The following is a 24,079-nucleotide window of genomic DNA, read 5'->3' as shown; positions in this document are numbered from 1 at the left end:
CACGCTTTTTTATACTTGTACCAAGCGGTTATATGCTCTCTGTAATGCCGGCATCGCGGTTCTTAAGTTCCAGTTGGTTTGCCTCGGCCTGCTCCAGCTGCGCGTGCAGCTCCTTCAGGGTGTTACGGGCCCACAAAGTAAAGGCGCTGGCGTCAGCCTCCGTTACCTTGTTCAGCTCATCGTCATACTCGTCAATGGCTTCTTTCTGGGCTTTGGTCACGCTCTCCCAGTACTCCTCGTCAAACTCGTTGGCATCGGCTTCGCGTATCTCCTGCAGGTGCTCGGTCTGCTCGCTTTCCAGTTGCTGCGGCAGGCTTACATTATACTGCTGGGCCAGTTCCTGCAGCTCCTGCTGCTTGTTGGTGTACCACTCCACCAGGTCCTGCCCGTAGGACTTCACGTTATCTGTAGCGCCCTGTGCCACCGCCATTTTGCCCAGCTCGATCTGGAGCATGTTGTTGCGGGCGGCAAAGGCCAATAGCTTTTTGTTTTCTTCGGTGATGGAGGTGTCGGTGCCTGCTACACTGGCTGTACCGTTTGCCTCTGTTGCGCTTTCGTTGTTAGAGCCGGAGTCGCAGGAGGCAAGCGTAAGGGTAAACGCCATACACCACACGGCTATCATGGTATTTCTCATAGTTTATAATGCGTTTGAGATAAAACAAAAGTTTGTCCCTTAGCATACGAAACTACTCGAAATTGTTTTCTGTACGGTTGCTGGCCTGCAGCGCCAGGATAGCGTGGAGGGTAGGGAGCGACAGCGGCTTGTTGATAAAACCAACCACCACGTCGTACTGCTCTACCCGGTTTACATGCTCCTGCTCTTCGGAGGAGGTGAACATGGAAATGAACGTGCGGTGGCGCTCGTTGTAGCCCAGGGCGTAGTAGCGGTCCAGGAAGTCAAAACCGTCCAGCGAAGGCATGCTGATATCCAGCAGGATCATATCCGGGAAAATAGTCTCGGAGTCTGTTTCGGCGGAGCGGAGGAAGTCCAGGGCCTCCGGCACACTGTGGCAGGTGGATACCAGATTACTCACATCGGCATCCTCCAGTATAATCTGAGAAAATAAATTGTTTATCTGATCATCGTCAATAATGAGGATGTGGTTCAGTTTATACATTGGTTTTTCCGCTTAAGGGGTTCTTTATGTGCAGGCGCATTCTCCTGCAGGCACAGAAATAGTGCCAAATAGCCTGACGCTCATGTTTTTGAAGGTACACAAGGGGCTATTTAAGATTATAGCCAGTTAGGCAGGCATGTGTAACAGCCTACATAACCTTTTAATAATCCTTTTACATAATTCAATAATAAGTAAAAATTTTCTAATAGCAAGTGATCCGAGTCACTTCTTTAGAGGAAAAGGCAGGCTTAAGAGCCGGGGCAGGAGAGAGGGGAAGAGAGTTATAACAGGAAAGTACAACTGGGTAAAAACAAGATATCCCGGTGCAACCAAGCACCGGGATATCCTTTATCAAATACCTATTTTCTACTTTCAGTAGCTGTTAATAGTAAATGTGCTCACCTCTGTGTTTCTGGAAGTGAGTCTCAAAGTAACGTGCATCCTCGGCAGAGTGCGGCTTAAAGCCAAGCACGATGTTGCCTTCCTTGATACCTGTTTCGTATACTTTGGCACGCTCCTCCGGAATACCGGCACCGATCAACGCACCGATCAGGCCACCTGTCAGGCCACCTGCACCCGCACCGGCTAAACCAGCCGCCAGCGGACCGGCTACCACCAGGCCAAGGCCCGGAATGGCTACCGAAGTACCGATTGCCGCCACGGCGCCAACAATCGCACCGAGCGTACCGCCGATTGCCGAACCGGCACCAGTACCCTCCAGCGACTTGTTGCCAAGCTCAGTTTCCTCGGCATCGTCGTCGAAGTGGCGCTTGCGGGCCTCATCAGACATGATTACATTGATATCGTCTTTATCGTATCCGCGTGCGCGCAGTTCATTGTACGCACGCTCTGCACTTTCTCTGTCTCTAAACATAGCGGTCATCATTCCCGCATCATCTGTTCTGTTTACCATAGCTTTTGTTATTATATTTTATAGTTCGTAAAAGTCACTCAGTGCCGAATAGCATCATCCGTACTTTGTTGTTTTAACGGGTTTGCTGCCTTGCGAGTTACGTAAGAGGCGCAGGCAAGCCTGTAGTGCTGTTTTATGCCTTACTTTTTGGGCGGAAGCAGCACCTGGTTTACTACATGCACCACCCCGTTGGAGGCCTCCACGTCCGGGGCGACGATCATCGCCTCGCCCACTTTAATGTTCTGCCCCTGCCGCGTCACGACCAGTTGCTCTCCCTGCGCGGTCTTCATGGGCATGTTGGGCTGCATTTCGTTGGTGGTAATGCGGTTCGGCAGCACGTGGGCCTGCAGGATGCGGCGTAGCTCCATCTTGTTCCCCGGCTGCTTCAGGGCCTCCACGGTTCCGGCGGGCAGCGCTGCGAAGGCCTGGTTGGTTGGTGCAAAAACGGTGTAAGGGGCGGGGCTCTCCAGCACGGTAACCATATCGGCGGCCTGTATCAGCTCCAGAAAAGTGGAGAGGTCAGGGTGCTGCTGCACCAGGGCCACTATGTTCATATCGCGCCCTGCCTGGTTGTCGGCGGAGATGTTGCTGTTGTTCGTGTCCTCCGCAGACATGTCCGTGTCCGGGTCCATGGGGGCCTGGGAGCCGGGCTTGTCGTTGGTGATGCGCTGCTCCACTGATTCGCTCACGGTACCGTCGCCGCTGTTTACGGCCGTATTGGTGTCGGAGCCGGCACAGCCCCACAGGAGGGTTGCTGCCGCAAGAGCAGCGGTACATATCTTCGCTTTTTTCATAGTCTATTGTGTTTGGTGTAAGTGTTTTAACTGATTTTGCCGTAAAATGTTAGCGTTGCTATATTTCTGCGGTAAAAAGCAAAAAGGTTCTTCCTTGTAGTGGAAGAACCTTTTTGCCTTGGTTTAGTAGCGCCCGACATCCTCTGTCGGGGTAATGATCTTGTCCACCACGTGAATGTAGCCGTTGGAGGCCTCTACGTCCGGCTTTACGACCCTGGCGCCGCCCACGGCGATGTAGGAGCTGTTATCGTCCACCTCAACGGATACATGCTCGCCTCCGCCTGTCTCAATGCGCTGGCTGCTGTTAAAGCTGGCGGAGCCTACCTTTGTAGGTAACACATGCGCCTGCAGCACCTTTATAAGCTGAGCTTTGTTCTCCGGCTTCATGAGCATGTTCAGCGAGTCCTGCGGAAGTACGGCAAAGGCGGAGTTGGTGGGCGCAAACACCGTGAACGCCTCCCCCTGCATCAGCTCATTGGCCAGCCCCGCCTGCTCCACCAGCATAACGAACGTGGTAAGGTTCGGGTCCATTTTCGCCAGCGACACCAGGTCATACTGCTCGGTGTTCTCCACGGTAGAGAACATCTCGCTGTAGTCTATCTCGCTGGCGGCTGCTACGTCTGTCGCCGTTTCGGCATAGACCCCGGCCTCGTTCTCGTCGGTCAGGTCGGTATCGCCTGCCATGGTCTGTGTTTCGCTCATGGAGGTGTCCTCCATGACGGTGGTGTCTTCGTTGATTCCCTCTGAGCTGGCGCAGCCGTAAAGGCCGGCGGCAAGAGCTAGTAGGGCCAGGGGCTTCATCGTTAACTTCTTCATAGCTTGTTTCTTTTAGTTGATATCTGGTTCTTCATAAGCAGAGGTTACCCCTTATACGGAAGTGCCTAAAAGAAAGAAGGCTCTCTTTCGAAAAGAGAGCCTTCAAGGTCTATTGCATGGTACGGTTAGTAACCTATCACGTCATCTTCACGGGTATCCTCGCTTGGCAGGATCACGTTGTCGATTACATGGATGGTACCGTTGGCCGCCTCAATGTCGTTACGCACGATCTGGGCACCGCCTACGGTGATCACTGTTCCGTTCATATCGGTTTCAACAGGAATGTAGCTGTCATCCGTCATCTGGATACGCGAGTTGTCCTCTAACTGTAGCGAGGAAACCTCGGTCGGCAGCACATGCGCCTGCAGCACCTGCATCAGCTGTGCTTTGTTATCGGGCATTAGCAGCATTTCCAGCTTCTCTTTCGGTACCTTGGCAAATGCCTCGTTGGTAGGTACGAAGAGGGTAAACCTATCTACGCGCTGCAGGTCGTTTACCAGGTCAGCTTTCTCGATCAGTTTCACGAATGTCGTCAGGTTCGGGTTTCTCCTTACCAGCGTCATTACATCATATTTCTCCGTGTCGTCGATGTCGTCAAACATTTCATCGTACTCCTGCGGGTCATTAGCGTTTTGGAAGATCTCGGTGTAGGTGTCAGACGGGTCGGCCACTACATCATAGTCATAGGTGGTTTCGGTGTCACCGGCCATTGTCTGTGTTTCGCTCATGGTCATGTTGTCGTCCATGGCGGTGGTGTCATTCATACTATCGTTTGAGCTCGCGCAGCCAACTAGCATACTAGCGGCAAGAGCTACAGGTATTATCATTCTCTTTTTCATAGCTTTCAGTTAATTTATAGTTGCTCAAATACTTGAGTAATAGATTCAACTAGTCTATTTAACTGATTTCTGCTAAAAATGTTGAGTTACGGCGCTGCCAATCCACCTGCAGGAACAGGAGGAAGCAAGGTACACTTAAAGGTTACGTAGGCTTGCTAATTAGTTGTAAACCTTCACCACAAAAACATACTCCTTCAGCTTTTTTAATTGCTGAGGGCGTGACTGACCGGAAAGTGCATTATTTTTTGGAAGCGTCAACGGATCCACCTTTCCTGTGGCAGGGAGTTCATCTATGAGTTGTAGTAAATACGCAGATTTGATGGCAAAGGCTGCGCCTTCCTGCCCCGCCTGCTTACCGCTGATCACGCCGATGAGGTTGCCCTTGTCGTCGAGCAGCGGGCCGCCGCTGTTGCCCGGGTTAAGCGGAATAGAGATCTGGTAGGCGGTGGTGTCGCCTTCAAAGCCGGAGGAGGAGCTCAGGGAGCCCTCGCCGAACACGATGTCCTCGCGCGGATAGCCTAGGGTGAACACCCGCTCGCCCAGGTCTGACTCGGCGACTTTAAAGGTATACGGCAGCTTACCGAAGCCATCGAAGTTCTGCTCGGTTACCTTCAGGATAGACAGGTCGTGAATCTCGTCGCGGTACACCTCGCTCACTTTATACTTGAGGCCGGCCTTGTTTTCCACCATAATGGAGTCGGCGCCCTCCACCACGTGGGAGCTGGTTACCAGGTAGCCGTCGGAGGAGATGGCAAAGCCGGTGCCGCTGAACGCCGCAGGGCGCGGAGCAGGCTTGCTGGCGTCGTTAATGCCGTTGATGATCGCGGTCTGCGTCTTTTTCAGGCGCTCCACCTCACGGCGCAGCTCCACATAGTGGGCCGTTTGCTGGCGCACCGGGGCCTTTAGCTGCTGCACGCTCCAGAGGGTGCCGAACACCGACAGCAGGGACACGCTGGCGGCCACGGCCACGGTTTGCCTGTGGCGGTTCCAGAACACCTTCCAGCCGGCAGGCGTGGCAGCGGTCTGCTGCGCAGCGTCTATCTGGCTGTGGATGATGTTGAGCTGCTGGCGTAACTGCTGGCGCTGCCCAAGCTTTTTCATGGTCTGCAGCAGTTGCCGGTGCTCCCGCACCTGCTCGGCCAAGCGGGCGTCGTGGCGCAGCAGCGCTTCAAAGGCAGCCTTTTCCTCTGCGGCCATTTCTCCGTTCAGGTAGCGTTCTATCTCGTCGTAAGCGCGGTACTCTAGCATTGGTGTCTTCTCCTCGGCCGGCGGGCCTTCATATCATAGCCTTGTTATACCTCAGGCTTATAGGTGGCAAAAAATATTTTCTTCAGGCGCTGCAGGCACTTGTACTTCTGGTTCTTGGCTGTGTCGGTGTTGGTGTAGCCAAACTTCTCGGTAATGTCCTGCATGTTCTGCATGCGTATGTAGTAATCTTCAATCAGGCTCCGGCACGGCTCCCCGAGCTGTGCCAGCGCGTCACCCATCACCCCGAACTGGCGTTCCTGCTCTTCGTGGTGCTGTGTGTCTTCGTCAACGGGTACGAAGCTATCTGTCTCATCCAGCTTGGTGGCGTAGCGGCCCTTTTCGGCCAGGCGTTTCAGCCAGAGCCTCCTGCACACCGAGTACAGGTAGGTTTTGATCTGGCAGCTCAGCTCCAGGCTGCCATCCTTTATCTTCTCGTAGAACACAATCACGCCTTCCTGGTAAATGTCTTTGGCCTCGTCATCGGTTCCGCTGTTACTCAAAATAAAATGAGCTATCATCGGGAAATAAAGTTTGTACAGGTGGGCCAGCGCCCTGTCGTCGCTGCGCCGGATGCCTTCTATGATCGCCTCATCCGTCTCATACAAACTCTTCTTCATTCCAGTCAAATTTTAATACGTTTGGGGGCATTTTGTAACCCACCGAAAAAATAATTTTAAAAACTTTTAGATACCTGGGTTACCTATCCTCGATTCCGGTATGAAGATCAAAATCGAAACCAAAACACTTAATCACAAACACAAAATGAAAAATTTATTCAAATTCGCTATCGTAGCTCTTGCTCTTACTTCTTTCACAGCTTGCAACAACGAAGAAGCTGCTACTGAGACTGAAGCTATCGAAACTGAAGTTGTAGAAGAAACTCCAGTTGTTGAGGAAGAAGTAGTAGTAGAAGATTCTGCTGCTGTTGCTACTGACTCTGCTACTGTAGTTGAGTAATCATAGCTAGAACTACAGCTTTTAGCTTATAGTTCTGAAACACACAGCGGGGCCTCGTGCAAATGCGCGAGGCCCCGCTGTTTTTATACCAGCTGCGGCTTAGCGCGTAGCAGAACGAGAAGGCCAGCTTCATCAGCTGGCCTTCTCGTTTATGGTGCTTGGTTTAGTGCTTCTTCTTCTTGCGCCGCTCTATCTCTTTTTGGATAAGGCTGAACTCGCGGCTGCTCTGCCCGGCAATGGCCGTGTTCTCGTTGGCGCGGCGCAGCAGGTAAGGCATCACCGCCTCCACCGGCCCGTAAGGCACATACTTGGCCACGTTGTAACCTGCGTGGGCCAGGTTGTACGACAGGTTGTCGCTCATGCCGTAGAGCTGCGCGAAGTATACCCGCGGGTCGTTCGGGGCGATGTTGTGCTCGTCCATCAGCTCCATCAGCAGGTAGCAGCTGTCCTCGTTGTGGGTGCCGTTGCAGAAAGAAAGGCGGTCTACGTGTGCCGTGCAGAAGCGCAGGGCGTTGTCGAAGAGCTCGTCAGAGGCTTGCTTGGTGGGGTTGATGGGGCTTTCGTACCCTTCGGCCTGCGCGCGTCTGCGCTCTTTTTCCATGTAAGCGCCCCGCACCAGCTTGGCCCCGAGGTAGTAGCCGCCCTTTATGGCGTTCTCATAGTCGCGCTTGATCACATCGAGGCGGTCGTGGCGGTACAGCTGGTAGGTATTGTAGATGTTGGCTTTCTCCTTGTTATAGAGCTCCATCATCTCATAGGTCAGGTTGTCGATGGTTTCCTGAATCCAGCTCTCCTCGGCATCGATAAACACGCGCACATCGCGCTGGTAACAGCGCTTGCAGATCTCGTTTACGCGGTCGCGGCCGCGCTCGTAGGCCGCGCGCTCCTCTACCGAAAGCTCCTGCCGCTTCTGCACTTTCTCCAGCAGGTTGATGTCGATCAGACCGGTGATCTTAAACACCGAGAAAGGGATGTTCTTGTTGCCGTGCGCCTTCTCAATGGCGTGCAGCAGCTCGTCGCGGGTGGCATCGAAGCTTTTCTCATCGCCCTCGCCCTCCACAGAGTAGTCTAGGATGGTGCCGATGTTATACTTGGCCAGCTCCTGTATGGCGCGCTCCGACTCTTCAATCGTCTCACCGCCGCAGAAGTGGTTAAAAATGGTCGGCTTGATGATAAACTTGACAGGCATGTGGAGCTTCAGCGCGGTGTTCAGCAGGGCCCCGCCAGCCTTCACAAACATGTTGCTGTTCATAGACTTAAACAGCAGGTACATCTTATATAACTCAGCGTCTGATTTTGATGAAAAAGCGACCGCTGTGTCGTCGAAAGAGACTTTAGTAATCGGGTTCATGTAAGTAGTATTAGCGGTGCAAAGATAGTGCTTCGGTTATAGGACGCAACCATTTGGAGCGACTGCTTTTACTTATTTTATACTTTGGGATTCTGCAAACTCCTGCCGCTACCTGGCTGTTTGTATAGGGTGGTGGCAGTAAGCAGGTTGGGCTGGATATACCAGGCTGCCGCTGCGGTGTTGCGGGAGGGGCTAAAGTAGCCTCTGCCGGCTATTTTTACACGCCGCCTGCTACCTTTTACCGCCACATAGGCTACCTTTGTAACAACAAATGCAATTGATGAAGTTTAATAACCCACATTCCTTTTTTACAGCGCTGCAGGCGGGGCAGGGGCACCCACTGGTCATTGCCGGGCCGTGCAGTGCCGAAACCGAGGCGCAGGTGATGCAAACGGCGGAGGCGCTGAAACAGCAGGGCGTACACTTGTTCCGGGCAGGCATCTGGAAGCCGCGCACGCGCCCCGGCAGTTTTGAGGGCGTTGGCTCGCAGGGGCTGGCGTGGCTGAACCGGGTGAAGCGCGAGCTGGGCCTGAAAGTAACGACCGAGGTGGCCACCGCCCGGCACGTGGAGGAGGCGCTGAAGCAGGAGATTGATGTGCTGTGGATCGGCGCGCGCACTACCGTAAACCCCTTTGCCGTGCAGGAGATTGCCGATGCCTTGCAGGGGGTGCAGGTGCCGGTGATGGTGAAGAACCCCGTAAACCCGGACCTGGCGCTGTGGATCGGGGCCATTGAGCGCTTTTACCATGCGGGCATCACAGACCTGGCGGCCATACACCGCGGTTTCTCCTCATACCAGCAGACCAAGTACAGAAACGTGCCGCTCTGGCAGATCCCCATTGAGCTGAAGGCCCGCTACCAGGGCCTACCGGTGATCGTGGACCCAAGCCACATCGGGGGGCGGCGCGACCTTGTTTTCCCGGTGTCGCAGAAGGGGCTGGATTTAGGGTACGACGGTGTGATGATCGAAACGCACCCGACCCCGGAGCAGGCCCTGAGCGATGCGGCCCAGCAGGTAACGCCGGCGCGGCTGGCGGAGATTATAGGCCAGCTGCAGGTGCGTAAGAGCACCTACGATGATGCCGAGCTGGTAAACCGCGCCGAGGAGCTGCGTCTGCAGATAGACGCCGCCGACCATGAGATTATCGCGGCGCTGGCCCGGCGCATGGCCCTGGTAGAGCAGATCGGGGAGTATAAAAAGCAGAACAACGTGCAGGTGCTGCAGCTGGAGCGCTGGAAGGAGATTTTCCGGAGCCGCCCCGAGTGGGCCGAAGAGGCCGGCGTTAACCCCGCTTTTGTGGAAGAGCTCTACAAACTGATCCACGTGGAATCGATCCGCAAACAAACAAAGGTTCTGGATGGGATTTAATGGCTGAATTGCTAAATTGTTGCTTGCCGGGTAGCCGAAGCATTCCATCTTTGCCTCGCGAAGCAACCGGAGATAACCTAACTTTTTGGTAGCCAGGTTTATTGATGCTAGCCTGCTCTGCCTATCGAACTGACATGACTGAGACCATACATATAGGCCGGGATGCGCTGCAGGAGCTGCCGGAGCTGCTAAAGAACCGTGCGTTTAGCAGGGTGGCGGTGCTGGTGGACGAAAACACGCTGCACCACTGCTATCCGCAACTGAAGCGGCACCTGCCGGAGCACGACTTAATTCAGGTAAAAAGTGGCGAAGCAAACAAAACGCTGCAAACCTGCGAGCATATCTGGCAACGCATGACGGAGCTAAACCTGGACCGCTGGTCGGTGCTGGTGAACCTTGGCGGGGGCGTCATCGGTGATATGGGCGGTTTTTGTGCGGCGGTCTTTAAGCGCGGGATTTTCTTTGTACAGGTGCCCACCACGTTGCTGGCACAGGTAGATGCGAGCGTGGGCGGTAAAACCGGCATCGACTTCCACGGGCTTAAGAACCATATTGGGGTGTACCAGGAGCCGCAGGCGGTGTTTATCGACCCTGCCTTTCTGCAGACCCTGCCGCAGCGGGAGCTGAAGTCCGGCTATGCCGAGATTATCAAGCACTGGCTGATAGCCGATAAGGACATGTTTATGGAGCAGCGCCATATCGGCTTGTTTACAGAGGACTGGGAGGGGCTGATCCGCCATTCGGTAAACATAAAGTCCGGCGTGGTGGAGGCTGACCCGCTGGAGGGCGGCCTGCGCAAGGTGCTGAACTTTGGCCACACCGTGGGCCATGCGGTGGAGAGTTACCTGCTGGAGCAGCAGGAGCGCGCCCTGCTGCATGGCGAGGCCGTGGCCGTGGGCATGCTCTGCGAAGCCTGGATCAGCAAAAAGCACGGGCTACTATCAGAGCAGGAGCTGAGCCGGATCGAGACCTTTCTGGTGTCGGTTTACGAGAAAGCAACGCTGGCAGAGCAGGATATCCAGCACATCGCCCAGCTTGCCCTGCAGGACAAGAAAAACACCAAGTCTACCATTAACTGCACCCTGCTGAGCGGCATCGGCAAAGCCGTGTACGACCAGCCAATCACCGTGCAGGAAATTATTGAATCCTTACGCTACTACACCTTACTATGAGCCAAAGCCTCACCCTGAGCCACCCGTCCGGAGTACTGAACGGAAGTATAAAACTGCCTGCCTCCAAGAGCGAAGCGAACCGTGCCCTGATTATTGCGGCACTGTCAGGGCAGGAGTCGCAGCTGCACAACCTATCCGAGGCCAACGACACACAGCTGCTGCAGCGCTTGCTGAAAAGCGACGCTGAGACGATAGACGCCGAAGATGCCGGTACGGTCATGCGTTTCCTGACGGCTTTCTATGCCATTACGGGGCAGCAGAAGACACTGACGGGAACAGAGCGTATGTGCCAGCGGCCCATTAAGGTGCTGGTAGAGGCGCTTCAGGAGCTTGGTGCAAGTATAGAGTACCTGGGGGAGGAAGGATACCCGCCCCTAAAAATCGGGAAGTTCAGTGGGAGTGGCAAAAAGCAGCTGAAAGTGCGTAGCGACATCAGCAGCCAGTACATCTCGGCTTTGCTGATGGTGGCGCCCCTGCTGCCGGAGGGGCTGGAGCTGGAGCTGGAAGGCAAAATCGGTTCAAGGCCTTATATCGAGATGACGCTTTCGCTGATGCAGCACTTTGGGGTGTCGGCCGATTTTACCGAAAACACGATTACAGTAAAGCCGCAGCAGTATACATCCGCAGCGTTTACGGTGGAGTCTGACTGGTCGGCGGCCAGCTACTGGTACAGCCTGGTGGCCCTGTCTAAGGAGGCGGATATTACGCTGCTGGGCCTGAAGGAGCAGTCCTTCCAGGGCGACCGCGCTGTTGTCGACATCATGTACCGCCTGGGCGTGTATACGGAGTTTACCGGTGAGGGCGTAAGGCTGCTGAAGAAAGAGCACGAGCGGCACCTGTCGCTTGACTTCTCCGACTGCCCGGATTTGGCGCAGACGGTGGTGGCGCTTTGCGCCGGCCTGGGTATTCACCTGGACATGACAGGCCTGGAAAGCCTTCGCATCAAAGAAACGGACCGCATTCAGGCGCTGCAGATTGAGGTGCTAAGTATGAACTCATCGCTGCAGGAGATCTCGCCAGGTGTATTTCACCTGGAGCCGGGTATACTGCACAAAGAGCAGCTGAGTTTCCGCACGTACCAGGACCACCGCATGGCAATGGCCTTTGCGCCGCTCGCCCTGCTGGAGCCTGTGGAGATACAGGAGCCAAGTGTGGTGCGCAAGTCATACCCAAGGTACTGGGAGGACCTGGGGAAAGTAGGTTTTGAGGTTGTTATGCAGCAGGAGTAAGGAAGGAGGGGCAGGTTTTGTTCCTGCCTGCTTTTTAGTTGCTTCTGGATTCAATTGGGCTCTACCTGCCCCCTCTGGCGCAAGTCTTCAGACTTGTGTCTTACTATACTATTGAGTCTGTGACTCAATAGGCTTGCAAAGCCATACTTATACCTGCTGTTTACCAAAGGCTGAACCATCTACTTCCCTGGCGCAAGCGTCCGCTTGTGCCTCTGACTGCCTTTGCTTATACTTAAATTCCCCTGCTGGCCCCTGCTGGCGCGAGTTTGTAACTCGTGCTTTAAAATGATGTCGAGTTTGCAACTCGACTGGCTTGCAGAGCCATACCTGTTCAGCGTTGGCTACACTTGCTACAGTTATACTTGCATACCCATTACTTTCTACAATCTCAACCAAGCTACTCTGTCTAGCTCCCGTTCATCCTCCAGCTCCCACACGCCTATCGTTTCACCTCTTGCTTTGGAGCGCTCACGGCCGCGGGGCCTCGTCCTAAGGGTAGCGGCCCTCGATAAGGGCATCGCGCTGTGTGCCTGAAGCTGCTCCAGGGGTAGGGGCCCTCTATTAGCTCCGCTGCGGGCTGCCCTTGCGGGCACCGCAACAGGCACAAGGCGCTCAACCCAAGGAGTGGGATTAGTGCAGATAGCCAAAGCTGCCTTAGCTTCTCCAACAGCTTTGTAGGGACAGGGCGTGACCTGGCCGCGCGATACCGCTCGCTTTAAAAACTATACTTGTGGAATGGTATCAGCAGAGTTATCCTCCTCCGAGGAGCTCGGAATCGGGGTTCCTCCACAAGAAAAAGGAGCAGAGGAAATATACATCTGAACAGTCAAGCCTGAAGGGCTTATACTTCTAAACTGACAACTATAAATTTATCTCTCTCGGAAGGGGCTGGGGAAGGTTGAAAAGCAGCAGCCACAAATTACATACCTTGTGTGCAGCTTGCTTACAAGGCTTCCTGCACTTCATCTATTACCTGCTGCAGGTACGCGGGTGCGTGTAAGAGCCTGCTGCCGTACCAGCTGAACATCTCGCCATCCACCACTTTTATACTTGCCTGCGGGCACAGCTCCTGGAATTCGGCCATGTGCTTTTCTTTGAAAGGGTAAGGCTCCGAGGATAAAAGGATAAGCTGCGGACTTGCCTGCTGCAGCTCATCCGGCGTTACCTCTGGGTAGCGTTGCCGGTGGGCAAAAGCATTTACAAAGCCGCATCGCCCAAGTATATGGTCAATGATGTTGTGGCTACCCACGGCCATGTAAGGCTTGCGCCAGATAAAGTAAGCTGTTTTTATACCTGGCTGCACCGGCCGCAGCTGTGCAAACCCCGACTCTATACCTTGCTCCAGTGCCGCCGCCCTGGCCTCGGTGCCGGTTAGCTTCCCCAGTTGCTGCAGCATCTCCAGAGCATCCGCTAAAGTATAGATATCGCTCATCCAAACCGGGTACTTCTGCTGGAGCTGCTCAATGCCCGCTTTGTAGTTCTCCTCCTTGTTGCCGATAATCAGGTCAGGCTGCAGTTCGTCAATTCTGTCAAAGTTAAAGTTCTTGGTGCCTCCGGTCTTCACCTTCTGCTTTACCTGCTCGCGGGGATGGATGCAAAACTTCGTTACGCCCACCACACGGTCGGCTAAGCCCAGGTCAAACAAAAGCTCAGTTTGGGAGGGCACTAAAGAGACAATGCGCTGCGGCGGTTGCGGCAGCATGAGCTGATGGCCCATTTGATCGGTGTAGGTCACTAGAGCAACAATGAGTTAAGTATTAGACATGGCGAACGCAGGTAGCGAACCTGGCAGCGCACCTTTTAAGGTAAGGGGTACGGCACAAAAAACAAAACCTCACAAGCCTGGAGTGGCATTGTGAGGTTTATTTACTCGGCTAAAAGTGAAATCTTAGCTCAGGTAGCGGAAGTCCTGCTTGTCCTGAATCTTGAGTACGGTTTCGTAAATCATCTTGATCACATTCTCCACGTCGTCCTTGTGCACGGTTTCTACCGTGGTGTGCATGTACTTGAGCGGAAGCGAGATCAGGGCTGAGGCCACGCCGGCGTTAGAGTAAGCGAAGGCGTCGGTATCGGTGCCGGTGGCACGTGAAACAGCCGAACGCTGGAACGGGATCTCCTTCTCCTGCGCGGTGCGGATGATGAGGTCGCGCACATTGTTCTGCACCGCCGGACCGTAGGCAATCACAGGGCCTTTGCCGCAGTGGATGTCGCCGCTGTTCTTCTTGTCGTACATCGGCGACTGCGTGTCGTGCGTTACGTCCGTCACGATGGCAACATCCGGCTTGATGCGGTGGGCGATCATCTCGGCGCCGCGCAGGCCAATTTCCTCCTGCACGGAGTTTACGATGTACAGGCCGAATGGCAGCTGGTTGCCGTTCTCCTTCAGCATGCGCGCCACCTCGGCGATCATGAAGCCACCGATGCGGTTATCCAGGGCGCGGCCCACATAGTACCTGTCGTTGAGCACCATGAACTCGTCCTCGAAGGTGGTTACAGAGCCCACATGCACACCCATGGCCTCTACTTCCTCGCGGTTGCTGGCGCCGCAGTCCAGGAACACCGTGTCCAGGGTAGGGGCTTTGTCGTTCTCCACCTTGCGCACGTGAATGGCCGGCCAGCCGAACACTGCCTTAACAATGCCTTTGCTGGTGTGGATGTTCACGCGCTTGGAAGGGGCGATGAGGGCATCCGAGCCGCCGTTGCGCTTCAGGTAAATGTATCCCTCCGGTGTGATGTAGTTCACAAACCAGCTGATCTCGTCGGCGTGCGCCTCAATCACTACTTTATACTCTGCCTGCGGGTTCACAACGCCTACAACAGTGCCGTAGGTGTCCACAAAATACTCATCAATGTATGGTTTGATGTACTCCAGCCACAGTTTCTGGCCTTCTACCTCAAAGCCGGTAGGAGAGGAGTTGTTCAGGTATTTCTGCAGGAAGTCAAAGGATTCTTGTCTCATGGGTTTTCAGGTGTTGGTGTGGTTAGGATCAAGTAAGCCAGTGCCACGGTTCTCCCCCCTTGGCACTGGCCACAAGTATAGTTTATGTAAGTTTACAGCGGAATGTTGCCGTGCTTTTTACGAGGCAGCGTTACCGCCTTGTTCTCCAGCATCTTAAAGGCCTTGATCAGCTTGGCCCTGGTTTCTGACGGCATAATCACCTCGTCGATGAAGCCACGGTGGGCAGCGCGGTACGGCGTGGCGAACTTCTCTTTGTACTCCTGCACCTTCTCTGCCAGCTTTGCCTCCGGGTCTTCGGCGGCGGCAATCTCGCGCTTAAAGATGATCTCAGCGGCACCCTGTGCGCCCATTACGGCAATCTCGGCCGTTGGCCAGGCAAAGTTCATGTCGGCCCCGATGTGCTTGGAGTTCATCACGTCGTAGGCGCCGCCGTAGGCCTTGCGCGTAATCACTGTGATACGCGGCACGGTGGCTTCGCAGAAAGCGTAAAGCAGTTTGGCTCCGTTGGTGATGATGCCGCGCCACTCCTGGTCGGTGCCCGGCAGGAAGCCCGGCACGTCCTCCAGTACCAGCAGCGGTACGTTAAAGCTGTCGCAGAAGCGCACAAATCGAGCCGCCTTGGTGCTGGCGTTAATGTCCAGTACCCCGGCAAGCACGGCAGGCTGGTTGCCTACAATACCAATGCTGCGGCCTCCCAGGCGGGCAAAACCCACCACAATGTTCTCCCCGAAGTTCTTGTGCACCTCGAAGAAGGAGTCGGCGTCGATGATGCCCTCAATTACCTCGCGGATGTCGTAGGGCTGGTTCGGGTTCTCCGGCACGATGGTGTCGAGCACCTCACGTGTTTCATCTGCCTGCGGCTCGTACGGCAGTGAGGGCGGCAGCTCCTCGCAGTTCTGCGGAATGTAGCTCAGCAGTGTTTTGATGTAGTTGATGCACTCCACCTCGTTGGCGCAGGAGAAGTGGGTCACACCGCTCTTAGTGCTGTGGGTGCTGGCACCGCCCAGTTCCTCGGAGGTAACGTTCTCGTGCGTCACGGTTTTTACCACGTTCGGGCCGGTCACGAACATATACGAGGTGTCCTGCACCATCATGATAAAGTCAGTGATGGCCGGGGAGTATACCGCGCCGCCTGCGCAAGGGCCCATGATGGCCGAAATCTGCGGGATAACGCCGGAGGCCAGGGTGTTGCGGTAGAAAATATCGGCATAGCCGCCCAGTGACACCACGCCTTCCTGGATACGGGCACCGCCCGAGTCGTTCAGGCCGATAACCGGGGCGCCGTTTTTCATGGCCAGCTCCATGATCTTTACGATCTTTTCGGCGTGGGTCTCAGACAGGGAGCCGCCCAGCACCGTGAAGTCCTGGGAGAAAACATACACCAGGCGGCCGTTGATGGTGCCGTAGCCGGTCACCACGCCGTCGCCCAGGAAGTACTGCTTGTCCAGGCCGAAATCCTTGGAGCGGTGCATCACAAACTTACCTATCTCCTCAAAGGAGCCTTCGTCCATTAACAGGTGGATACGCTCCCGTGCTGTCAGTTTTCCTTTTTTGTGCTGTGCCTCAATGCGGTCTTGTCCGCCTCCAAGCAGCGCCTCAGCGTTCTTGCGCTCCAGCGTTTCTATTTGGGCCTCTCTGATTTCTCCTGCCATGTGTTGGTATAAAAAAGTATAAGGTTCTATTGTTAGTTTCCTCAAATTTAAAAACTCTGCCGCTAAATCCGGTACGGTTGTATAATTTTTTGGATATATAGGTGATCGCGGAGCGCCATTTTGCCGCCGCACCGCCACGGGCAGGTTTCCTGGGCGGCCTGCCGCTGCGGCCCGCGGGTGCCAAAGCAAAGTAACGGCGGGGCGAAAGTGTGCTTTTTTACACGCACGCGCCGTTTTGGCGCAACAGGCAGGGGTGCCTCTACTAAGTTTCTCACGCTCTCATTCTTAATTAGCTGCGGATGTGTTAATTTTGGAGCCAGAATAAATGGGTGCGGAACCATAACTATGCTCCGGGCCTTTTACTTACACTATGGCCAAAGAAGTGAATAACACCACCATGAAAAGAAAACGGAAAGAGAAAAGCATGCTGAAGCCAGCCTTGGCGGCGCTGTTTCTGTTCCTGTTTGTAAGCTTCTCCTACTACGCTTACCAGATTATCTACACGCCGAATGTGGATACCAAGGGCCAGGAAGTATACGTGCTCATCCCGACAGGTGCCACCTACGAGCAGGCCATGGACTCCGTGGAGGCCAGCGGCGCCATCATAGACAGGCTGTCGCTGCGCTTTATGTCGAAGCTGATGGACTATGACAAGCTCGTGAAGCCCGGCCGCTACAAGCTGGAGAACGGCTGGGGCAACCGCCAACTGATCGGGACACTGCGCCTGGGCGAGCAAACGCCGCTTAACCTGACTTTCAGCAATGTGCGCCTGCGCAGCCAGCTGGCCGCCAAACTGGCCACCGAGCTGGAGGCAAGCGAGCAGGAGCTGGATAGCCTGCTCAACAACCAGGAGTACCTGCAGACACTGGGCTTCGACACGACCAACATCGTGAGCATGTTTATCCCGAACACCTACGAGGTGTACTGGACCACCACGGCGCCGGACCTGATGAAGCGAATGAAAACAGAGTACGACAAGTTCTGGACGCCGGAGCGGAAGGCCAAAGCCGAGAAGCTGGGCCTGACGCAGCAGCAGGTGTCCACGCTGGCCTCTATCGTGCAGGCCGAGACGCTGAAGAACGATGAAAAGCCGCGTGTGGCCGGGGTGTACCTGAACCGCCTGGAGAAGGGGATGCTGCTGCAGGCTGACCCGACGGTGGTGTTCGCCGTGCGCGACTTCTCCATCCGCCGCGTGCTGAACAAGCACCTGGCCTACGATTCTCCTTACAATACCTACAGGTACAAGGGCCTGCCACCGGGCCCGATCAACGTGCCGGTCATCTCCAGCATCGACGCCGTCCTGAACCCGGAAGACCACAGCTACATCTACTTCTGTGCGAAGGAGGACTTCTCCGGTTACCACGCCTTTGCCGCTACCGAGGCGGAGCACCGGGCAAATGCCAGGCGTTTCCACCGCGCGCTGAATGAGCGGAACATCTTAAAGTAAGCGCCTGCTGATCGGTGCTGGCCGCAAACCGGCAGCATGATCCAGCCGTAGATGCTTGCACCTCTGTGCCCAATTTTATACTTTGTGGCAATTGCCGGAAAGGCACATGTGCCGTATGCGCAACAGTTAATAAGCAGCAACCACAACTACAATGTTTGAATCAGAAGTACAAATACGCGTCCGATACGCTGAAACCGACCAAATGGGCTATGTGTACCACGGAAACTACGCCGCCTACTACGAGGTGACGCGCACCGAGGTGTTCCGCCGTTTGGGCATTGCATATAAAGAGCTGGAAGCGACAGGGACCATGATGCCGGTGCTGGAGCTGAAAAGCAAATTTATCCGCCCGGCCAAGTACGACGACCTGCTGACGATCAAGCTGCTGCTAAAAAGCAAGCCGCACGGCTCGCGTATAAAGTTTGAGTATGAGGTGTACAACGAGGCGGAAACGCTGCTGACGATTGGCGAGACCATCATGGTGTTCGTCGATATGAAGACCGGCCGCCCAACTGAGGTGCCTGCGCTCATACACAGTAAGTTGGACGAGTATTTTAATTAATGAGGCTTAACCAGCAATACCTGAAGCGCCGCCGCGCCTACCGTAAGTTCATCGTTTTCCTGAAGCGATGGCGCTTTAACGACGGCAGGTCTTCGGTGTATGATGTTGCCGATGTGCTGATAGGGGAACTGCGCCTGGACTCCATTACCAAGCGCGCCTCCTACATGGCCTTCAACTTCACGCTGGCTACCTTCCCGACCATCATCTTCCTCTTTACGCTCATCCCCTACATACCCAGCATTCTGTCGCTGGACCTGGGCGAGAGTATCCTCGACTTTTTGGCCGACTTTATGCCCGAGGAGATGTACACGGCGGCCTACTCCACCATCGAGGATATCGTAAACAAGCCGCGCGGCGGGTTGCTCTCCTTCGGTTTCCTGTTCGCGCTGGTGCTCTCCACCAACGGCATTATGTCGCTGATGGATGCCTTTGACAAGAAGTACCATACCTTTTACAAGCGCAGTTACCTGCGCAAGCGGGCAATCGCCACAGTGCTGACCGTGGTGCTGAGCATGATTCTGCTCACGGCGGTGGCGGCTATTTTCTTTGGCCAGTGGATTCTGGATGTGCTGGTGTTTTACGAGGTGGTAACGGAGAGCTATACCTATACCTTGCTGGTGATTCTGAAGTACATCGCCATCGTGCTGCTGTTCCTCCTGGCAACGTCGCTTATCTACTACTTTGTGCCGGCCATAGAGGACAAGTGGCCGTTCTTCTCGGCAGGTGCCGTGGTGGCTACCGGGCTTATCTTCCTGGTGTCGATGGGCTTCTCCCTCTACATCAGCGCCTTCGATACCTACAACAAGTTCTACGGCTCCATCGGGGCCCTGATCGGTTTGATGATCTGGCTTGACTTCGTTTCCATGATTCTTATACTTGGGTTCGAGATCAACGTCAGCATCGATACCGTCACCAAGCGGCTGGTGCGCACCCCTACCACACACTCAGGCAAAGTCCTGAGCGCCCCCTAAGTACAGCCCGGCGCTGTGCCGTTCCCGTTTTATCCTTAACTTGGCCTGGCGCAGTGCCGGGTGGTGCTGCATAAGCTACAGAACGACGGTATGGGCCTATTTAAACAGATCTCACTGCAGCAGCTCTGGCGCGGGGCGGTAACTACGCTGCTGGCTTACCCGCTGGTGCTGCTCGCTGCTGTCACCGGCACGGCGGCAGGCGTTACCCTGGCGGAGCTGAGCTTTGAGCAGCGCCAGCGCTCCCTGTACCTCGAAAAGCTGATGCTGGTGAGCTCGCTGGGCCTGATCCTGTTCTTTACCCTGGAGCTGCTGGTTCGCAAGTATAAACTGGCGCTGCAATGGCGGCTGCTGCTGCAACTGGCAGGGCTGCTACTGCTTGGGCTGTACTTTTACTTCCTTCCCCCGGAGCTCGAAGACAGGCACTGGCTGCGTTACCTGATGCTGGCCCTGGCGCTGCACCTGGCGGCCTCCTACGCCATGTTCCTGAACAGGCGCGAGGAAAATGCTTTCTGGCAGTTTAACAAAACGCTGTTTCTGCGCCTCTTAACGTCTGCCCTCTATACGGGGGTGCTGTTCCTGGGGCTGGTGGTGGCCGTGCTGGCCATGGAGGAGCTTTTCGCTGTGGAGGTGGACGGGGAGTTTTATGCGCAGCTGTGGCTTTTTATGGTGGGCGTGTTTAACACCTGGTTTTTCCTGGCCGGGGTGCCTGCCAATGTGCGGGAGCTGGAGCAAACGCACCAATACCCGAAAGGCCTGAAGGTATTCACGCAGTTTGTGCTCCTGCCGCTGGTAAGCTTGTACCTGCTCATCCTTTACGCTTACTTCGGGAAGATTATAGTACAGTGGGCGTGGCCGGAGGGGTGGGTGTCGGTGCTGGTGCTGTGCTTTTCCATTGCCGGTATCCTGTCGCTGCTCCTGATACATCCCATCCGGAACGAGGAGGGCAACACCTGGATGCGCACCTTTGCCCGGTGGTTTTACCGTGCCCTTTTCCCGCTCATTATCCTGTTGATGCTGGCCATTTGGCGACGGGTGTCGGAGTATGGCGTTACAGAAGGGCGGTACATTGTGGCAGCGCTGGCCTTATGGCTGCTCGCCACGGCGCTGTACTTCCTGTTCAGCCGGCAGAAGAACATCAAGTTTATACCTGTTACCTTGAGTATCGTGGCTGTTTTGGCGGCTTTTGGGCCTGTCAACGCCTTTCGGGTGTCGGAGTGGAGCCAGGTAAACAGGCTGGAGGCCCTCCTGCAGGAAAACGGGGTGCTGGTAGGCGGAAAAGTGCAGCAACAGCACCCGCCGGTAAGCGAGGAGGTGGAGCAGGAGGTGAGCTCCATCGCCGACTACCTGGCCCGCCGCCACGGGTTCGAAGCGCTGCAGCCGTGGTTTAATGGAAGCCTGCAGGATAGTATAGCTGCGGCAACAGACTCTCTGGACAACCGTTGGCAACGAAACTTTGCCGCCCGCGGCAAGGTGCTGGACTTAATGGGGCTGGCGTATACGCCGGGGAGTCCACGTGCAGGAGAAACGTACTTCTATTTCGATTCGCAGCCACCGGGGGCTGGCGAGGCTGTACACGACATCCAGGGGTACGCGTATGCTCTGCAGTTCCACCTGAGGAACGTAGAAGGGGGCAGCGAAAGGAGGGAGTATACGCTGGGAGGAGCACCCCTGTTGGTATCAATGGATGAAGACGCAACTACTGTGTACTTCCGGTTTGAGCAGGAGACCCTAAAGCTGGACCTGCTCCCGGTTGTTCAGAAGCTGGCGCGAGGGCAGCAGGAGCAGGTAAAGCCCGCCGACATGACCTTTGTCGTGCAGGGGGAGCAGGTCCAGCTGAAAGTAGCCATCGAGGAGCTTAGCGGCTACAGGAAGGACCGCTACTACATCCAAAGTGTGGGGGCAAGTGTTTTTGTGCAGCTGCCTGAATAATTTTTCTGGTTGATTACCAGTTTGTTGATGCGGTTGGAGCATGTATGGTATAAATTTTTTAGGGCGGTGATTTGGTAATATCAAACAAAGCCTCTACTTTTGTACACGAAATAAGACAGAGAGTTGGCGGAGTGGTCGAACGCGGCGGTCTTGAAAACCGTTGACTGTAACAGGTCCGGGGGTTCGAATCCCTCACTCTCTGCAAAGCCCAGGCTACACAGCCTGGGCTTTTTTGTTTTACAGGTTTTCCTCTTGCCTTTCCCGAAGGTAAAAGGGCCTGCGCTCCTAAAAATGCTGTGGCCAGCCTGTCTTCCGGCTGCTTCGCTTACAGGCAGCTCCTAAGTTTCTGAAAGTAAGGTCTTAGTGCTTGATGCTGATGTGGGCGGAGGCGCTTATCAGTGTTAGTGTTCCGACATCGTTATCGCCTTTGCCTCAGAAAAGTCGTTATTTTAGTGTAATTTGCCTTCTGAGGCGGGTTTCTCGCCTCTGCCTTCTACAGCTAGCGTCAGCGCGAAGCCTGTAACATAACAAACAACAACTATAGAATGAGATTACAACCAACAGTAAAAGCCACGTCCCTGCACAGGCAAATGATGCGCAGGCTGGCACTGCTCATGTTCCTGTGCACGTTTACCGTGCTGGTAAAAGCGCAGGTTATCACCTCTCCGGATAAAAACCTGACTTTAACCTTTAAGCTGACGGAAGGCGGTGTGCCAACCTACCAGCTAAGCTATAAGAAGAAGCCGGTTATCAAACAGAGCAGGTTAGGCATTCAAACACAGGATGTGCCCTCTTTCGTGGATGGCTTTACGGTGGCAGATACCAAGCAGACTTCTGTGGATGATAGCTGGAACCCGGTTTGGGGGGAGCAGAAGACCATCCGCAACAACTACAACGAGCTGCTGGTTACGCTCCGTCAGGAAGAGCAGAAAGGCCGCCACATCCGTGTTCGCTTTCGCTTGTTTAACGATGGGCTGGGCTTCCGCTATGAGTTTCCGAAGCAGCAGGAGCTGAATTACTTTGTGATCAAAGAAGAAAACACGGAGTTTAACCTGGCAGGCGATCACAAGATATTCTGGATTCCGGGCGACTACGATACCAATGAATATGCCTACACTACGTCTAAGATCTCTGAGGTACCGCAGCTGATCGAGAAGGCGACGATTGACGTGCATGCCCAGCAGCCGATAGAGACACTGGCGGTGCAAACGCCCTCCATGATGAAGTCGGATGATGGACTGTACATCAACATCCACGAAGCGGCTCTGGTCAACTACCCGGCCATGAACCTGAACCTGGATGCCGATAACTATAAGATGAGCGCGCACCTGGTGCCGGACGCGGTAGGAAACAAAGGCTACATGCAGACCGACGCCCAAACCCCGTGGCGCACTGTGGTGGTAAGCGATAAAGCCACGGACATACTTGCCTCTAACCTCATCCTGAACCTGAACGAGCCAACCGCCTACAAGGACGTGTCATGGATCAAGCCGGTGAAGTACATTGGCGTGTGGTGGGAGTACTTTGTAGCCGGTAAAAGCACCTGGGCCTATGGCACAGAGACAAACGTAAAGCTGGGCGACGACCCCTCGAAGCTAACACCAAACGGCCGCCACGGCGCTACCACTGAAAACGTAAAGAAACACATTGATTTTGCCGCCGAGAATGGCTTTGACGCCGTGCTGGTGGAAGGATGGAATGTGGGCTGGGAAGACTGGTTCGGCAACTGGAAAGAGGAGGTGTTCGACTTTACCACGCCGTACCCTGACTTTGATGTGAAGGAACTGCAGCGCTATGCCGCCTCCAAGGGCGTGAAGGTGATGATGCACCACGAAACCTCGGGCTCCGCCACCAACTATGAGCGCCGCCTCGACAAAGCGTTCCAGTTTATGCAGGATAACGGCTACAACTCTGTTAAGACAGGGTACGTGGGCAAAATCATTCCGCGTGGGGAGCACCATGACAGCCAGTGGATGGTGAACCATTACATACACGTTGCCGAGACGGCTGCAGACTACAAGGTTATGGTGAACAGCCACGAGGCCGTTCGCCCAACGGGCTTGCACCGCACCTACCCGAACTGGATCGCACAGGAGTCTGCCCGCGGCACTGAGTTTGAGGCAATGGGAGGCCTTGCCCCGGAGCATGCGACGATCCTGCCGTTCACGCGCCTGATGGGCGGCCCGATGGACTATACACCCGGCATCTTCCAGACGGACCTTTCTTACTATGGCACAGGCAACCAGCGCGTAAATACTACCCTGGTGAAGCAACTGGCATACTACGTAACCATGTACAGCCCGCTGCAGATGGCAGCAGACCTGCCGGAGAACTATAAGCGCTTCCCGGATGCCTTCCAGTTCATTAAAGATGTAGCGGTAGACTGGGACGATACCTATGTGCAGGAAGCAGAGCCCGGCGACTATGTAACCATCGCCCGTAAAGCCAAAGGGAAAAATGAGTGGTATGTAGGCGGCATTACCGATGAAAACGCGCGCACAGCCACCGTTGCGTTTGATTACCTGCCGAAAGGCAAAAACTACATCGCCACCATTTATGCCGATGCGAAAGACGCCAGCTGGAACAAGAACCCGCAGCAATACACTGTTCGCAAGGTGCTTGTTAACTCTAAAAGCGTACTGAAGCAGCCGCTGGCGCCAGGCGGCGGCGTGGCTGTAAGTATAAAAGAAGGCAGCAAGCAGGACATGAAAGGGCTCCGAAAGCTGTAGCCCCTCCGAACTGCTGATTCAAAA

At 54.9% G+C, this 24,079-nt stretch carries 21 protein-coding genes and 1 tRNA gene; 10 read left to right on the top strand and 12 right to left on the bottom strand.

Going from position 1 to position 24,079, the window contains the following annotated elements; genetic code table 11:
* Window positions 1-28: 28 nt before the first annotated feature.
* The 8 genes from CA264_RS13210 to CA264_RS13175 form a co-directional block, all read right to left on the bottom strand.
* Window positions 29-634, bottom strand: a complete 606-nt coding sequence (locus tag CA264_RS13210) for a DUF4142 domain-containing protein (protein ID WP_084196227.1) — start codon at window positions 632-634, stop codon at window positions 29-31.
* Window positions 635-686: 52 nt separating this feature from the next.
* On the bottom strand, window positions 687-1,118 hold the full coding sequence (locus CA264_RS13205) for a response regulator (protein ID WP_025607812.1): 432 nt from the start codon (window positions 1,116-1,118) through the stop codon (window positions 687-689).
* Between the two features lie 382 nt (window positions 1,119-1,500).
* On the bottom strand, window positions 1,501-2,031 hold the full coding sequence (locus tag CA264_RS13200) for a hypothetical protein (RefSeq protein ID WP_025607811.1): 531 nt from the start codon (window positions 2,029-2,031) through the stop codon (window positions 1,501-1,503).
* 140 nt (window positions 2,032-2,171) lie between these two features.
* The gene (locus CA264_RS13195; RefSeq protein ID WP_025607810.1) at window positions 2,172-2,825 is read right to left on the bottom strand and encodes a fasciclin domain-containing protein; all 654 of its coding nucleotides are present in this window, start codon (window positions 2,823-2,825) and stop codon (window positions 2,172-2,174) included.
* A 123-nt stretch (window positions 2,826-2,948) separates the two neighbouring features.
* A complete protein-coding gene (locus CA264_RS13190; RefSeq protein WP_025607809.1) occupies window positions 2,949-3,641 on the bottom strand; it encodes a fasciclin domain-containing protein in 693 nt (230 codons plus the stop codon).
* Window positions 3,642-3,766: 125 nt separating this feature from the next.
* Window positions 3,767-4,405: a fasciclin domain-containing protein gene (locus CA264_RS13185; RefSeq protein ID WP_025607807.1), complete on the bottom strand. Its 639-nt coding sequence runs from the start codon at window positions 4,403-4,405 to the stop codon at window positions 3,767-3,769.
* 234 nt (window positions 4,406-4,639) lie between these two features.
* Window positions 4,640-5,728, bottom strand: a complete 1,089-nt coding sequence (locus CA264_RS13180; RefSeq protein WP_025607805.1) for a S1C family serine protease — start codon at window positions 5,726-5,728, stop codon at window positions 4,640-4,642.
* A 44-nt stretch (window positions 5,729-5,772) separates the two neighbouring features.
* A complete protein-coding gene (locus CA264_RS13175) occupies window positions 5,773-6,345 on the bottom strand; it encodes an RNA polymerase sigma factor (RefSeq protein ID WP_025607804.1) in 573 nt (190 codons plus the stop codon).
* 100 nt (window positions 6,346-6,445) lie between these two features.
* Here CA264_RS13175 and CA264_RS13170 point away from each other — a divergent pair, with 100 nt between their 5' ends.
* Window positions 6,446-6,685: a hypothetical protein gene (locus CA264_RS13170; RefSeq protein ID WP_025607802.1), complete on the top strand. Its 240-nt coding sequence runs from the start codon at window positions 6,446-6,448 to the stop codon at window positions 6,683-6,685.
* A 163-nt stretch (window positions 6,686-6,848) separates the two neighbouring features.
* Here CA264_RS13170 and CA264_RS13165 read toward each other — a convergent pair whose 3' ends face one another.
* Window positions 6,849-8,036 carry a proline dehydrogenase family protein gene (locus tag CA264_RS13165; RefSeq protein ID WP_025607801.1) on the bottom strand — a complete coding sequence of 396 codons (1,188 nt, stop codon included), beginning with the start codon at window positions 8,034-8,036 and terminating at the stop codon, window positions 6,849-6,851.
* A 280-nt stretch (window positions 8,037-8,316) separates the two neighbouring features.
* Here CA264_RS13165 and CA264_RS13160 point away from each other — a divergent pair, with 280 nt between their 5' ends.
* From CA264_RS13160 to CA264_RS13150, 3 genes are all read left to right on the top strand, one after another.
* On the top strand, window positions 8,317-9,405 hold the full coding sequence (locus tag CA264_RS13160) for a bifunctional 3-deoxy-7-phosphoheptulonate synthase/chorismate mutase type II (RefSeq protein WP_025607799.1): 1,089 nt from the start codon (window positions 8,317-8,319) through the stop codon (window positions 9,403-9,405).
* 134 nt (window positions 9,406-9,539) lie between these two features.
* Window positions 9,540-10,577, top strand: coding sequence for a 3-dehydroquinate synthase (gene aroB, locus CA264_RS13155; RefSeq protein WP_025607798.1), 1,038 nt, complete (start codon window positions 9,540-9,542; stop codon window positions 10,575-10,577).
* A complete protein-coding gene (locus tag CA264_RS13150; RefSeq protein WP_025607797.1) occupies window positions 10,574-11,806 on the top strand; it encodes a 3-phosphoshikimate 1-carboxyvinyltransferase in 1,233 nt (410 codons plus the stop codon). Before aroB ends, CA264_RS13150 begins: the two co-directional genes overlap by 4 nt.
* Before the next feature lie 943 nt (window positions 11,807-12,749).
* Here CA264_RS13150 and CA264_RS13145 read toward each other — a convergent pair.
* The 3 genes from CA264_RS13145 to CA264_RS13135 form a co-directional block, all read right to left on the bottom strand.
* Window positions 12,750-13,523, bottom strand: a complete 774-nt coding sequence (locus tag CA264_RS13145) for a helical backbone metal receptor (RefSeq protein WP_025607795.1) — start codon at window positions 13,521-13,523, stop codon at window positions 12,750-12,752.
* A 171-nt stretch (window positions 13,524-13,694) separates the two neighbouring features.
* Window positions 13,695-14,765: a M42 family metallopeptidase gene (locus CA264_RS13140; protein WP_025607794.1), complete on the bottom strand. Its 1,071-nt coding sequence runs from the start codon at window positions 14,763-14,765 to the stop codon at window positions 13,695-13,697.
* 92 nt (window positions 14,766-14,857) lie between these two features.
* Window positions 14,858-16,417: an acyl-CoA carboxylase subunit beta gene (locus CA264_RS13135; RefSeq protein ID WP_025607793.1), complete on the bottom strand. Its 1,560-nt coding sequence runs from the start codon at window positions 16,415-16,417 to the stop codon at window positions 14,858-14,860.
* Window positions 16,418-16,814: 397 nt separating this feature from the next.
* Between CA264_RS13135 and mltG the strand changes: the two genes are divergently transcribed.
* The 6 genes from mltG to CA264_RS13105 all read left to right on the top strand — a co-directional run bounded on the left by mltG (window position 16,815) and on the right by CA264_RS13105 (window position 24,055).
* Window positions 16,815-17,864, top strand: coding sequence for an endolytic transglycosylase MltG (mltG, locus tag CA264_RS13130; protein WP_036776669.1), 1,050 nt, complete (start codon window positions 16,815-16,817; stop codon window positions 17,862-17,864).
* Between the two features lie 151 nt (window positions 17,865-18,015).
* Entirely contained in the window at window positions 18,016-18,426 is a 411-nt protein-coding gene (locus tag CA264_RS13125) for an acyl-CoA thioesterase (RefSeq protein ID WP_025607790.1), read from the top strand.
* Window positions 18,426-19,397 carry a YihY/virulence factor BrkB family protein gene (locus CA264_RS13120; RefSeq protein ID WP_025607788.1) on the top strand — a complete coding sequence of 324 codons (972 nt, stop codon included), beginning with the start codon at window positions 18,426-18,428 and terminating at the stop codon, window positions 19,395-19,397. The genes CA264_RS13125 and CA264_RS13120 overlap by 1 nt, the downstream gene beginning before the upstream one ends.
* 90 nt (window positions 19,398-19,487) lie before the next feature.
* Entirely contained in the window at window positions 19,488-21,326 is a 1,839-nt protein-coding gene (locus CA264_RS13115; RefSeq protein ID WP_157593701.1) for a DUF4153 domain-containing protein, read from the top strand.
* A gap of 117 nt (window positions 21,327-21,443) precedes the next feature.
* Window positions 21,444-21,528, top strand: a tRNA-Ser gene (locus CA264_RS13110).
* A 388-nt stretch (window positions 21,529-21,916) separates the two neighbouring features.
* A complete protein-coding gene (locus CA264_RS13105; RefSeq protein WP_428829218.1) occupies window positions 21,917-24,055 on the top strand; it encodes a glycoside hydrolase family 97 protein in 2,139 nt (712 codons plus the stop codon).
* The last annotated feature ends 24 nt before the right edge of the window (window positions 24,056-24,079 follow it).

The sequence above is a fragment of the Pontibacter actiniarum genome, assembly GCF_003585765.1.
GTDB lineage: Bacteria > Bacteroidota > Bacteroidia > Cytophagales > Hymenobacteraceae > Pontibacter > Pontibacter actiniarum.
The sequence above is the reverse complement of the archived record's forward strand: the minus strand, read 5'-3'. Positions and strand labels throughout refer to the sequence as shown.

Coding starts and splice junctions, on each gene's coding strand:
- CA264_RS13145 (WP_025607795.1), bottom strand. CDS start 13,523: ATGGGCCATCAGCTCATGCTGCCGCAACCGCCGCAGCGCATTGTCTCT.
- CA264_RS13105 (WP_428829218.1), top strand. CDS start 21,917: ATGATGCGCAGGCTGGCACTGCTCATGTTCCTGTGCACGTTTACCGTG.
- CA264_RS13135 (WP_025607793.1), bottom strand. CDS start 16,417: ATGGCAGGAGAAATCAGAGAGGCCCAAATAGAAACGCTGGAGCGCAAG.
- CA264_RS13125 (WP_025607790.1), top strand. CDS start 18,016: ATGTTTGAATCAGAAGTACAAATACGCGTCCGATACGCTGAAACCGAC.
- CA264_RS13150 (WP_025607797.1), top strand. CDS start 10,574: ATGAGCCAAAGCCTCACCCTGAGCCACCCGTCCGGAGTACTGAACGGA.
- CA264_RS13160 (WP_025607799.1), top strand. CDS start 8,317: ATGAAGTTTAATAACCCACATTCCTTTTTTACAGCGCTGCAGGCGGGG.
- CA264_RS13210 (WP_084196227.1), bottom strand. CDS start 634: ATGAGAAATACCATGATAGCCGTGTGGTGTATGGCGTTTACCCTTACG.
- CA264_RS13180 (WP_025607805.1), bottom strand. CDS start 5,728: ATGCTAGAGTACCGCGCTTACGACGAGATAGAACGCTACCTGAACGGA.
- CA264_RS13140 (WP_025607794.1), bottom strand. CDS start 14,765: ATGAGACAAGAATCCTTTGACTTCCTGCAGAAATACCTGAACAACTCC.
- CA264_RS13190 (WP_025607809.1), bottom strand. CDS start 3,641: ATGAAGAAGTTAACGATGAAGCCCCTGGCCCTACTAGCTCTTGCCGCC.
- CA264_RS13170 (WP_025607802.1), top strand. CDS start 6,446: ATGAAGATCAAAATCGAAACCAAAACACTTAATCACAAACACAAAATG.
- CA264_RS13165 (WP_025607801.1), bottom strand. CDS start 8,036: ATGAACCCGATTACTAAAGTCTCTTTCGACGACACAGCGGTCGCTTTT.
- CA264_RS13185 (WP_025607807.1), bottom strand. CDS start 4,405: ATGAATGACACCACCGCCATGGACGACAACATGACCATGAGCGAAACA.
- CA264_RS13195 (WP_025607810.1), bottom strand. CDS start 2,825: ATGAAAAAAGCGAAGATATGTACCGCTGCTCTTGCGGCAGCAACCCTC.
- aroB (WP_025607798.1), top strand. CDS start 9,540: ATGACTGAGACCATACATATAGGCCGGGATGCGCTGCAGGAGCTGCCG.
- CA264_RS13200 (WP_025607811.1), bottom strand. CDS start 2,031: ATGGTAAACAGAACAGATGATGCGGGAATGATGACCGCTATGTTTAGA.
- CA264_RS13205 (WP_025607812.1), bottom strand. CDS start 1,118: ATGTATAAACTGAACCACATCCTCATTATTGACGATGATCAGATAAAC.
- mltG (WP_036776669.1), top strand. CDS start 16,815: ATGAAAAGAAAACGGAAAGAGAAAAGCATGCTGAAGCCAGCCTTGGCG.
- CA264_RS13115 (WP_157593701.1), top strand. CDS start 19,488: ATGGGCCTATTTAAACAGATCTCACTGCAGCAGCTCTGGCGCGGGGCG.
- CA264_RS13175 (WP_025607804.1), bottom strand. CDS start 6,345: ATGAAGAAGAGTTTGTATGAGACGGATGAGGCGATCATAGAAGGCATC.
- CA264_RS13120 (WP_025607788.1), top strand. CDS start 18,426: ATGAGGCTTAACCAGCAATACCTGAAGCGCCGCCGCGCCTACCGTAAG.